Below are 12,490 nucleotides of genomic sequence, written 5' to 3'. Positions count from 1 at the left end.
TACTGTAAGAAGAATATACAATTGGGGTGAAATAATGGCTATAAATGAAAAGACGGAATTAGCTACATTTGCTGGTGGGTGTTTCTGGTGCATGGTTTCGCCGTTTGAAGAGATGGAAGGGATTATACAGGTTGTTTCAGGCTATACAGGTGGCCATAAAGAGAATCCAACCTATAAAGAAGTGTGCTCGGAAACAACTGGGCATTATGAAGCAGTACAAATTACATTTGATGCAAATAAAATGCCGTATGAAGAGTTGTTAAATATATATTGGAGACAAATTGATCCGACTGATATGGGGGGGCAATTCCACGACCGTGGACAGTCTTATGAAACAGTGATTTTTTATCATAATGAAGAACAACATAAAAAGGCAGAGATTTCAAAAGAAGAGCTTGAGAAGAGGGGCCGTTTTTCGAAGCCGGTCGCTACAAAAATATTGCCAGCTACTACGTTTTATCTGGCTGAAGAATATCATCAAGGCTATCATAAAAAAAACACATTCCGCTATGAGTTATACCGTAAAGGATCAGGGCGAGATGCTTTTATTAAACAACATTGGCCAAAGAATAATGCTCATTTGAAAGAAAGATTAAATGAGATGCAGTTTTACGTGACTCAAGAAAATGGGACAGAACCACCATTTCAAAATGAGTATTGGAATCATAAAGAAGAAGGTTTGTATGTAGATATCGTTTCCGGTGAACCTTTGTTCACTTCTTTCGATAAATTTGATAGCGGATGCGGATGGCCTAGTTTTACGAAACCGGTTATGTCAGCTAGTATGAAAGAAAAAATGGATGTTAGCCATAATATGACGCGTACGGAAGTGAGAAGTAAGGAAGGAGATTCACATCTCGGACATGTATTTCCAGACGGTCCAGGACCAAATGGCCTTCGTTATTGTATTAATTCAGCGGCGCTTCGTTTTATTCCAAAAGACGATTTAGAAAAAGAAGGATATGGTGATTTCCTAATCCTGTTCGGAAATAAAAAATAACCTCGCAACTGCGAGGTTATTTTTTTACTTTGCTTTTTTCTTTTTAAATTTGCTTAATGCTTCATAAACGATTGGTACGATAAGAAGTGTTAACAATGTTGAACTTGTTAATCCGCCAATTACGGTTACGCCAAGTCCTTTAGAAATTAAGCCGCTACCTTCAAATCCTAATGCAAGTGGGATAAGAGCCCCAATTGTTGCAATTGCAGTCATTAAGATAGGACGTAAGCGTGTTGCACCAGCTTCTAATAATGCTTCACGTGTTGATAGGCCGTCATTTTCTTTATGAATAACGCGGTCAATAAGCACGATTGCGTTCGTTACAACGATACCAATTAGCATAAGAGCCCCAATCATCGCAGATACACTTAACGTTTCGCCAGAGATTAATAAGGCAACGAGTGCACCAATGATTGTGAATGGTAGCGAGAATAAAATTGCGAATGGTGCAAGGGCACCGCCAAATGTAACAACAAGAACGAAGTATACAATGGCAATCGCAGCTAACATCGCTAAGCCAAGTTGTTTGAATGATTCTTGAATATCTTGTGTAACACCGCCCATAGAAACATCTATGCCAGAAGGAAGATCCATTTTATCTACTTCTTTTTGAACAGCGGCAGATGCTTTTGAAACGTCATCAGATGTTAATTTCGCACTAACCGCCGCATAAACACGGCCATCACGATGTGTTACTGTGTTAGAAGTTTCACCTTCTTTTACAGTCATAACATCTTTAACAGCAACTTCATTACCAAGTGGTGTTGTAATTTTACGATTTGTTAAGTCATCGATCGTTTCATAGTTTTGTTTTTCAGTTTCTACATATACATTTATATCTTTACTGTCTTTTTTAATTGTTGTTAGAACAGGGCGATCATGTTGATTCGAAAGTCCCATTCCAATTTGAGCAGCAGTTAGCCCCATTTTACTTAACTTTTCTTGATCAGCGACTAAAGTATATTCTGCATATGTTTTTGCAATACTAGAGTCTACGTCTTTTAAATCTTTATTTTTTTTCATGATATTTTGAATGTCTTTCACGACAGGCTTAATTTCTTCAGAGCTATCTCCATAAACGTATAGCTTAATTTCGTTACTACCGCCACTTGCTCCGAAATCTTGGTTTTTCCATTCGCCTTTTCCAGACATATTTTGTAAATCTTTAACGACTTGTTCTTTCTCTTTTTCAAAGTTTTTCGTATCGTTATCATATTGAACGAAGAACATTGCTTGATTTGTTTGACCAGGGCTCATTGGGTTTTCGCCGCCTAATGAGAATTGAATCGTTTTGACGTCTTTTTTATCTTGGAAATGCTTTTCAGCTTTCGTTGCAATTTTTTCAACGTCGTCTAACGTTTGACCTGGCTCAGGTTTGTACGTTGCAATAATCATTTTTTCTTCTTCAGATGGTAAGAAGCTGACACCGATAATTGGCACAAGTGCAAGGCTGCCTACTAATAGAAGGACTGCGATACTTGATGTAATAATTTTATGGTTTAACGCCCATTCAAGTATACGTTTATATCCGTTTGCTAATTTGCTTGGTTTTTCCTCATGATGTACTTCTTTTTCTCTCATGCTCTCTTTCTTGAATAAGGAGTGAGCTAGCATTGGTACGATTGTAACAGCTACTAGTAAGGATGCTAATAAAGCAAAGACAATAGTTAAAGCGAATGGTAAGAACATTTCACCAATCATACCCTTTACAAGCCCAAGAGGTAAGAATACAGCGATTGTTACAATTGTAGAAGACATAATTGGGATAAACATTTCTTTCGTAGCTTCACGAATTAAATCTTTTCCACGTAATTTTTCTTCTGATAACGACATACGTCGATAAATATTTTCAATAACAACAATGGAGTCATCGACGACACGTCCGATAGCGACTGTCATTGCTCCAAGTGTCATAATGTTAAGCGTAATATCCATTTGTTTTATTACTAAAACTGCAATTAATAAAGAAAGTGGTATAGAAACGACAGAGATTAGCGTTGTTCGAATGTTTCGCAGGAACAACATAATAATAACAATCGCAAAGATAGCACCGAAAATAGCTTTGCTAAGCATTGTTTCGACTGATTTTTCAATAGGCGCACCTTGATCGAATGTTGAAATAATCTCTAAGTCTTTATATTTTTTCTCAAGGTCTTTTACTTTATCTTTAACTGCATTTACAACATCAACTGTATTCGCATCAGCAGCCTTCACAATTTGAATTCCGATTGCTTCTTTTCCATTTGTTCGAGAAATAGACTCTGCTTTTCCGACTTCTTTAATATCAGCAATGTCTTCTAATGTAACCGTTGGTATGCCGTTCATAGTGGCTGGATTCATCTGTGGTGCTTGTGTTCCAGCACCAGCATTTTGATTACCTTGACCATTCGGTGATGAAGGGATAGCTGGAATTTTTAATTCTTTTAATGCTTTAATTGTTGTAATGTTACCATCTACAACAACTGATTTTTCCGTATCTTTAAATGTATATAAGCCAAGTGGTAGCGATACGTCCGAACCTTTAATAATATTTTTTACAGTATCTTCACTTAAACCTAATTCTTTCATCTTATCTTTTTTGAAGACAAGCTGTACTTCGTCTACTTGTTGACCTGCGATTTGAACAGATGCGACACCATCAAGTCCTTTTAATCCAGGAACAACATTTTTTTCTACATTTTCTGTTAAGGTAGCTAAAGATTCATTTTTACTCGCTACGCTTAATGAAATAACAGGAAAGGCATTAAAGTTTACTCGTGAAACTTTCGGGTCTTTCACACCTTCTGGCAGTTTCAGATTTGCGAGCGATTCTTTAATTTCTGTTTCGGCTTTTTCCATATTTTTATCAAAATCATATTCTACCTGAATAGAAGATGCGTTTTGATAAGATGATGAACTAACAACGTTTACACCGCTTAAATTTTGGAGTTGCTCTTCCATTGGTTTTGAAATTTTATCAGCTACTTCTTCTGGTGTAGCACCAGGATAAACCGTAGTTACTGTTACAATAGGCGTTGTAATATCAGGAATTGTTTCTAACTTCATATTCATCCCAGAATAAATGCCTGCAATGGTAACAATAATGGTTAGTAGCCAAACCGCGAACTTATTTTTTAACGAAAAATTGATGAGTTTGTTCATATTTGCGCTCCCTTTTTATTGTATTGACCAATTGGTCAGTCTAATACATAATATAACTGACTGGTCGGTCAGTCGTCAATGAAAAGAGATGGTATAATAAAGTGAAACTATAACCAGAGGGCTTTTACGGTCACCTAAAATTCTTTGTTTCCACAGAATTTTGAAGTGGTTGTCTTACCGTCCGTAAATAGCGGGATAAAATTAAATTTATAATATGATGCGAGATTAAATTTAGGAGAGAAGATATGAAAGAAAAAGAGCGTTTAATTATAGAATCGGCTATTAAGTTATTTGCGACTAAGGGTGTGAATGCAACGTCAGTACAGGAAATTGTCACAGCCTGTGGTATATCAAAGGGGGCTTTTTATTTATATTTTAAATCGAAAGATGAGTTGTTATTAGCGATACTTCGATATTATTATGACAAAATCCAAAAGAAAATGCTGGATATTGATAGAGAATCTTTATTGCCACGTGAAAAATTTGAAAAACAATTGTGTTACCAGTTTACTGATGTACAGAAGCATAAGGAATTTATTATTATGCACGCGAGAGAAAATGCTATTCCATTTAATAAAGAAGTAGAAGAATTTATGATGCGGATGAAATTAGAGTCTCATGCATTTTATCGAAATAGCTTACTGTCCATTTATGGTGAAAAGGTTATTCCATACTTGTTAGATTTAGTAATTATGGTGGAAGGGATATGCCGTGGGTATTTAGAATTAATTATTTTAAATGCGCCAGAAATTGATTTGTCATATGTCTCAGCTTTTATTTTAAAAAGGATAGACAATTTAGTAGGGGGGCTTCTAAAATCTTCGGAGGAACCTGTTCTACATGAAGAGAGACTTGGAGAATTTCTTTGCAGTTCCAAGCTTATTAAGGAACAGGTGAAGGAACATTTTTTAAGTGAAATTATTGTATTTAAACGAACATTAGCCGATCAATTAGAAAATGATGAATTGCTTGTTACGCTAGATGTTTTAGAGGCGGAAATGAGATTGCCAAATCCAAGGATTCCAGTTATTAGAGGTATGCTTGCTAATTTAGCGGTATATCCTGGTTTAAATGAGTTTCGATTAAGGCTTATGGCATACTATAAGATAAAAATAACATAATGATAATAATAAAAAACCCTTGCATATAGAACAGGACGCAAGGATTTTTATTATAATTAAGAATTATTTTGTGACCATTCTTCAACATTCCAAACTTTTGTTATCCAGCCTTCATAAAAGTCTGGTTCGTGACATACAAGAAGGATTGTCCCTTTATATGCTTTCAGAGCTTTTTGTAGTTCTTCTTTTGCTGTAACATCAAGATGGTTTGTTGGCTCATCGAATAGTAGCCAGTTACTTTCTTCACCCATTAGCTTACATAAACGAACTTTTGCTTGTTCGCCACCACTTAATTGATTTAATGGGCGAGAGATATGTTCATTTTTCAATCCACATTTCGCTAACATTGCACGAATTTGATGTTGGTCCATGCTAGGGAATGTGTTCCAGACGTCATCAATTGGTGTTATATTATCAGCTTTAACTTCTTGCTCGAAGTATGCAGGCTCTAAGAAGTCACCAAGACTCGTTTTACCGCTTAAAGGTTTATTTTTTCCTAAAATCGTTTTTAGTAATGTTGATTTACCAACACCATTACATCCAACGATGGCAATTTTTTCACCGCGTTCAATTGTCATTGTTAGTTTTGGTAGTAATGGGTGTGTATATCCGATTTCTACATCTTCACCTTCAAAGACGAAACGGCTACTTGCACGACATTCTTTAAATGAGAATTCTGGCTTAATTGCCGTTTCAGGACGATCAATAAGCTCCATGCGATCAAGCTGTTTTTGACGACTCTTTGCACGACCTGTAGTTGAATAACGAGCTTTATTCTTTGCAATGAAGTCCTCTTGCTTTTTAATAAACTCGCGCTGCTTTTCATAAGCGTTTATATGTTGATTTTTATTGATTTCTGCTAGTTCTAGGAATTTTTCGTATGTCGCTGTATAGCGCGTCATTTTCGTGAATTCTAGATGGAAAATAACATCAACACATTTATTCATAAATTCCGTATCATGGGAAATTAATAAGAATGCATGCGGGTATTCTTTTAAATAATTCGATAACCAATTAATGTGTTCAACGTCTAGATAGTTGGTAGGCTCATCGAGTAATAACACTTCTGGTTGTTCAAGTAATAGTTTAGCAAGTAATACTTTTGTACGTTGTCCACCACTTAGTGCTGAAACATCACGATCTAAACCGATTGCATCAATTCCAAGACCTCGTGCTGCTTCTTCGATTTTCATATCTAGTAAATAGAAACCGCCTGCTTCAAGAGCATCTTGTATTTCTGCCATCTGCTCAAGAAGATCCTCTAATTCTTCTGGTGTAGCTGTTCCCATTTTTTCTGCAACTTCATTTAAAGCTTTTTCTTTTTCAAATAAAGGTAAAAACGCGTCAGCTAATACATCACGAATTGTGCGACCAGGTGTTAAAATTGTATGCTGGTCTAAGTAACCGTAATTTGTACCAGGTGTCCATTCTACGCGGCCCTCATCATGGATAAGTTGACCAGTAATAATATTCATAAATGTTGATTTACCTACACCGTTTGCACCGACTAATCCAACGTGTTCACCTGCTAGTAAACGCATGGATACATCTTTAAATAATGTGCGATCGCCAAATGTATGGCCTAATTTTTCGACTGTTAATAAACTCATAGTATCCTCCGTCCATTTCAAAATAGTGTCTTGAATCATGATACTAAATTATTGAGTATAATGCTATCCTTTCAAAATGTATCTTTTTGTAAGATAATCATTGTATTTTTTTGGGAAAAGGTTATAATATAAATTGAACAGTGGTCAATTAAATTGTGAGGTATGAAAAATGACGCCAAGAAGGGCAGTTAAACAAGAATTAACGAGAGAAATGATTATGAATGTAGCAAGGGGCCTATTTATAGCACAAGGGTATCAGCATACTTCAATGCGTAAAATCGCAACAGAATTAGGGTATAGTCACGGTGCTATCTATTATCATTTTAAAAATAAGGCAGAGCTTTTTTATGCAATGGTAGAACAAGATTTTCAGTTGCTAAATCAAAAATTAGATGAGATTAATGATCAAAATTTGCCACAAGAGGAACAATTGAAAGCTGTTTTATTTGGTTTTATTGAATTTGGTTTGCAAAATCAAAGTCATTATGAAATCATGTTTTTAATTAGAGATGATGAGTTAAAAGAATGTTTAGCAGATGGCCCAAATGTTAGTTACGAAAAATTTGCTACTGTTGTATCTTCTTTATGTAATGAGAAGGTAAATGTAATGACAATATGGTCTGTTTTTCTATCATTACATGGGTTTGTGGCACACTATTGTGGGAGTGGTCAAACATTTGAAGAAGTAAAAGGATTAGCTAAAGTACACGTGGAGTTTATTTCAAAATCGCTTCTTATGTAAGTGATTTTCTTTTTAATATTAATTGAACGGTGGTTAATTAATTTAGGGGGGATTTATAATGAAAAAAGCTTTAGTGCTAGGAGCATCTGGATCAATGGGGTATGCAATTGTAAAAGAATTATGTAACAGAGGAATTCATGTGGTGGCCTTTGCGAGGAATAAAGAGAAATTAGAGATATTATTTTCTGGAGAAGAAAATGTGAAAGTTGTAGCGGGAGATGTATTTATACAGGAGGATATAATGGAAGCTGCGAAAGACGTTGATATTATATTTCATGCTGTAAACATTCCATATTCAGATTGGGAGAAGAAGCAACCAAAATTATTAAAAAATATATTAGAAGTAGCAAGGTATTACGACAGTAAGTTAGGGATAGTTGATAATATTTATGCGTATGGGAGGCAAGGGGAAGAACCTGTAGCGGAAGAAGTTAAAAAGGCACCACATACGAAGAAGGGGAAAATTCGGTTACAACTAGAAATGATGGCAAAACAGGCTCGTGTACAAATGTTTATTGCACATTTTCCTGATTTTTATGGTCCAAATGCAGAAAGTACACTTGTTCATCATACTTTAAATGGGGTACTTGCAAATAAGTTATCAAGCTTTGTTGGAGATAAAAAGATTGCTCGTGAATATATTTTCACACCAGATGGTGCAAAAGCAATGATTGAATTAGCTTTACGTGATGAGGCCTATGGACAAAATTGGAACATACCAGGTTATGGTGTCATTACAGGTGAAGAGATGATTCAACATATACAAGAATTAACGGGATATACAAAACCAGTAATGACAGTAAAAAAAGGTATGATAAATTTAATTGGACTATTTGATAAGCAGATGAAAGAATTTGTGGAAATGCTATATTTGACAGAAAATCCTGTTGTATTAAGCGGAGAGAAATATGAGAGGTATATTGGTGAGATACCTAAAACTTCTTATTATAGCGGGCTAAAAGAAACGATTATATCTATGCAAAAAAAAGGTATGTAAATGTTAGTATATAAAAAAAGTTACTTCTGTAGATAGAAATAACTTTTTTTATATTATGCTTTTTGTTTGACTTCACTAACTTTCTTTTCAGCTACAATAAAATGTGGTCTACGTTTCGTTTCATAATAAATGCGACCGATGTATTCACCCATAACACCTAGGAAAATGAGTTGAATACCACCAATAAATAATATAGCAGAAATTAAAGTGAAGTATCCTGGGACTTCAACACCACCAACAATAATTTGAATAAATGTAGTAATTACGTATAAAATCCCAAAAATAGTTGTTAATAATCCAAGATATATAGATAGTCTTAATGGTTTGTTATTGAATGAGATAACACCATCTATTCCGTAATTTAACAATTTAGAAAAAGTCCACTTACTTTCTCCATCAGAACGTAATACATTTTCATATCCGATAATTAGTTCATTAAATCCAATCCAGGAGAATAAACCTTTTGAGAAGCGATTGTATTCACTTAAAGATAATAGAGAATCAACAGCTCTTCTACTTAAAAGTCTAAAATCTCCAATGCCGTCTACTAGTTCAATATCTACAAACTTATTCATCACTTTATAGTATAGACGAGAAGCGAAAGAGCGAACGGGTGAATCACCTGTTCTTGTTCTTTTTGCAATAACTTGGTCGTAACCTTCGTTATATCCTTCTAACATTTCTTTTATTAGTGTAGGAGGATGTTGCAAATCGGCGTCCATAATAACAACTGCGTCACCTGTAGCGTATTTTAAACCAGCTAACATAGCGGCTTCTTTGCCGAAATTTCGACTAAATGATATATAATGAACAGCTGAATCTGAATTTGCCAAATCACGTAGAATATTTAATGTACTATCTTTACTACCATCATTTACAAAAACAAATTCATAATCGGTAGTTAATTTATGAATTTCTAGAGAAGTCTCTGAATAAAAGGCTCGAAGCATCTTTTCTTCATTGTAGCATGGTACGACTATTGAAAGAGTCATTTTTGACCCTCCTTGTTTATAATGGTTAAAACGTTATTTAATATTTTTTATGAAGCTATCCGCTTTGGATAGCTTCATGATTTATTGAGTGCTCATTGCTGCTTTTTAAAAGGTAATTTTCGGCGTCCTTTTTGATTTGTAAAAACTAGTAAGGCTACACAAATAAGTAGTGAAATTATTGATATAATCATACCTAATTTAAAGTAAGGTGTAACATAAGTCATTTCGATTACATGTGCTCCTTTTGTAATCGGGACGCCAATAAAGGCAGAATTTGCTTTCGTGAATTCTGTTTCTTTTCCATCAACTTTTATAGTCCAACCTTTACTATATGGAACAGATAAATATAGTAATCCATCTTTTTTCGAGTTGATTTCACCTTTTAAATAGTTGTTTTTATAATAAATATTTTGAAGTCTATTTTCAGTTAGTTTTTCTGTTTCTTTTTGTACCCCTTCGTAATTTACGATATTTGCTTGTAAGTCTTCAAGTTCGTATTCACCTGGTGCATCAATAGAAATAGTTAGTTGGTCTGGACGATCGTCTTTACCTAAATTATAAACAAATCTTTCTAAAGGATATGAGTATGCACCAGTGTCTTCACCTTTCCCCATATCTTTCCCGTTAACTACTGCATGGAATGAACCTTTATTTTTTATCTTTAATTCTACAATTAAATCTCCAGGAGCATTAGGATAATTTATAGGTACAATCATATTTCCATTGCCATGGACAATGAGTTTATTATTCGCTTTTTCCATATTTTCTAGTTGTACTTTTTCCATTTTGATAGATACCGCTTTTGAATTAAGGTTCTTTTTATCAAAATGAGCTAATGAAAAGTCTTTTACATTATTAACGACTACAGCATGTAATAATAATTGGTCACGCTGAGCGAAGTTTAATTTAGAAAATTCTTCTTCACTTATACCAGAATCATATACATACCCTAATGGTAAAGCATAGTCATTTTTGTAAATATTATATGGTCCTACTTGTTTTAATAGTTTATATCCATATGGGATATTTTTTTGATCTGTATCAGCGCTTAGTACGCGATATTTTACACCTAACATATTTTCAAGTAGTAGTCGACTATCAACTTGGAAGAACATCGAAGGAGTGTCGAACCCTTGGAATACGTTGTATTTATTTTTCATAAAGTCATGAACATAATAATTAATCAAGCTTTGGTACGTACTTGTACCATGATAACCTTGTAGCATTGGTGTATTATGGGCGCTACCTGGGTTAAGAATACGATAAAAGTCTTTATCATATTCTTGTATATAACGAATGGCAGCAATCTCATCTTTGTTATCATAGCCAGATACATGTAAAGCTTCTTTTGTAGCATTACTTTGTCCGAAAGCTGTACTAAGTATATTATTAGCATACATGTAATTCATGGAAATTGTACTAAGGAGTACGTTCACTACAACTAAAAATTGTATGAAAGGCTTAGAAAGATAACGCCATAAACATACTGTAATGACAGAAAGAACGATAGTTCCGATTAAAATATTGTCAACTGCCTGTAAAGGTTTATCACTTACATTTATATTTACTTTTCTATAAAATGCATAAATGAATAATCCAATTGATACTAATGAACTCATTATATAAAGTAATTTATGCTCTTTCTTATGAACAATCATCCAATCTAAGATGTATGCTATAGTTTGAGCAATTACAAATACAAATAAATAAAGCCATCTATACTGCATTGCTGAGAAACCATTGAATACAGAGTATGTATACGGAAGCATAAACAGAATGAACATGAAAAATGTAAAGAGTACCTTATTTTTAACAAGTTTATCACGTATAAACATTCCAAATATGATTAGGAATAAAATTAAAGCTGGTAAAGCTAATTGATGATTTTCAGCATCATATACGAAGAAGATAGTTTCCATTAAATCTTTATAAAATTTATCGTCAAAGAATAAAGGTATATCAAATTTCTTCGTTAACCGATCCGCACTAAATACCGCATTGACTGATGGAATAAAGCAAACTGCAGCCAAGCCAAGTGATAGACCGTATAATAATCCAATTTTAATATAATAAGCTAGAAAAGAGACGATTGTTTTATTTTGCTGTGTGGCAAAGTATTGGAAAAATGCATAAATGAAAATGAAAATACTTGTGATAAAAGCAAAATAAAAGTTCGATGCTAACATTAAAGTAGCAGCTACTAGGAAAAGTCCACGTTTCTTTTCTATAATATATTTATCAAGTCCCCATATTACTAATGGTAAAAATACGATGGCATCAGCCATGAAATCCCAAAGTAATGAATGGCGCATAAAAGTAATACATCCACCATACATAATAGCAGCAATAAAAGATGAGAAGACTGTTTTATTATGATAACGTAAAGAACCATACATGAATAACATAGCTAAAAAGTTTTTTAAAATACTCACGTATAATTTCATATCATAGATTTGTTCAATGTTTAATTTAGGAAGTAACAGCGTAATCCAGAAGAACGGCGCTGTACTGTAATAATAACTAAACTCTCCAAATAAATCTCCACCTAATCCATAATCAAAAGACCAAAAAAGATTACCATCTTTAAAGGCATGTTGCAGGAGAAATGTAAAGAAACCAAATTGGCTTAATGCATCACCTGTACCAGAAAAAATTTGATTAGATGTTAAAAAGAAATAATGAAAAGCAAAAGCACACAATAATAATATCGGAATAATCATTATAGTTTTCTTTGAGAAAATCTTATTGTTCGGCTTTATGCTCATAAAAATTTATAATCCTCCTTTGAAAGTTGTTACATATAAAAACACACCGATTATAAAGGTGTGTTTTTTAGTTTTAGCATAAAAAAATATATATTTCTGTTGTATCATATATATTTTACAAG

The 12,490-nt window shown here is 33.8% G+C and carries 8 protein-coding genes and 1 pseudogene; 5 read left to right on the top strand and 4 right to left on the bottom strand.

Annotation, left to right across the window (positions count from 1 at the left end; translation table 11 throughout):
- Positions 1–34 precede the first annotated feature (34 nt).
- Both msrA and msrB read left to right on the top strand, forming a co-directional pair.
- A pseudogene (gene msrA / locus FT637_RS29980) lies at positions 35–502 on the top strand (peptide-methionine (S)-S-oxide reductase MsrA); the annotation flags it as partial.
- Positions 503–547: 45 nt separating this feature from the next.
- The gene (gene msrB, locus FT637_RS29975; protein ID WP_319805957.1) at positions 548–1,000 is read left to right on the top strand and encodes a peptide-methionine (R)-S-oxide reductase MsrB; all 453 of its coding nucleotides are present in this window, start codon (positions 548–550) and stop codon (positions 998–1,000) included.
- A gap of 24 nt (positions 1,001–1,024) precedes the next feature.
- On the opposite strand, the gene FT637_RS20315 is transcribed toward msrB, so the two are convergent.
- The gene (locus tag FT637_RS20315; RefSeq protein ID WP_193647841.1) at positions 1,025–4,141 is read right to left on the bottom strand and encodes an efflux RND transporter permease subunit; all 3,117 of its coding nucleotides are present in this window, start codon (positions 4,139–4,141) and stop codon (positions 1,025–1,027) included.
- 245 nt (positions 4,142–4,386) lie between these two features.
- Here FT637_RS20315 and FT637_RS20310 point away from each other — a divergent pair, with 245 nt between their 5' ends.
- Entirely contained in the window at positions 4,387–5,262 is an 876-nt protein-coding gene (locus tag FT637_RS20310; RefSeq protein ID WP_193647840.1) for a TetR/AcrR family transcriptional regulator, read from the top strand.
- Positions 5,263–5,318: 56 nt separating this feature from the next.
- Here FT637_RS20310 and FT637_RS20305 read toward each other — a convergent pair whose 3' ends face one another.
- On the bottom strand, positions 5,319–6,872 hold the full coding sequence (locus FT637_RS20305) for an ABC-F family ATP-binding cassette domain-containing protein (RefSeq protein ID WP_193647886.1): 1,554 nt from the start codon (positions 6,870–6,872) through the stop codon (positions 5,319–5,321).
- 169 nt (positions 6,873–7,041) lie between these two features.
- On the opposite strand from FT637_RS20305, the gene FT637_RS20300 reads away from it, so the two are divergent.
- Both FT637_RS20300 and FT637_RS20295 read left to right on the top strand, forming a co-directional pair.
- Positions 7,042–7,614, top strand: coding sequence for a TetR/AcrR family transcriptional regulator (locus FT637_RS20300; protein ID WP_193647839.1), 573 nt, complete (start codon positions 7,042–7,044; stop codon positions 7,612–7,614).
- Between the two features lie 58 nt (positions 7,615–7,672).
- Complete coding sequence (locus tag FT637_RS20295) at positions 7,673–8,611, top strand: SDR family NAD(P)-dependent oxidoreductase (protein WP_193647838.1); 939 nt, start codon at positions 7,673–7,675, stop codon at positions 8,609–8,611.
- A 53-nt stretch (positions 8,612–8,664) separates the two neighbouring features.
- On the opposite strand, the gene FT637_RS20290 is transcribed toward FT637_RS20295, so the two are convergent.
- Entirely contained in the window at positions 8,665–9,603 is a 939-nt protein-coding gene (locus tag FT637_RS20290) for a glycosyltransferase family 2 protein (protein ID WP_193647837.1), read from the bottom strand.
- 92 nt (positions 9,604–9,695) lie between these two features.
- Positions 9,696–12,368 carry a YfhO family protein gene (locus FT637_RS20285; RefSeq protein ID WP_193647836.1) on the bottom strand — a complete coding sequence of 891 codons (2,673 nt, stop codon included), beginning with the start codon at positions 12,366–12,368 and terminating at the stop codon, positions 9,696–9,698.
- Positions 12,369–12,490: the final 122 nt, after the last annotated feature.

The sequence above is a fragment of the Bacillus cereus genome (assembly GCF_015071065.1).
In the GTDB taxonomy this organism is placed as follows: Bacteria; Bacillota; Bacilli; order Bacillales; family Bacillaceae_G; genus Bacillus_A; species Bacillus_A cereus_BA.
The sequence above is the reverse complement of the archived record's forward strand: the minus strand, read 5'-3'. Positions and strand labels throughout refer to the sequence as shown.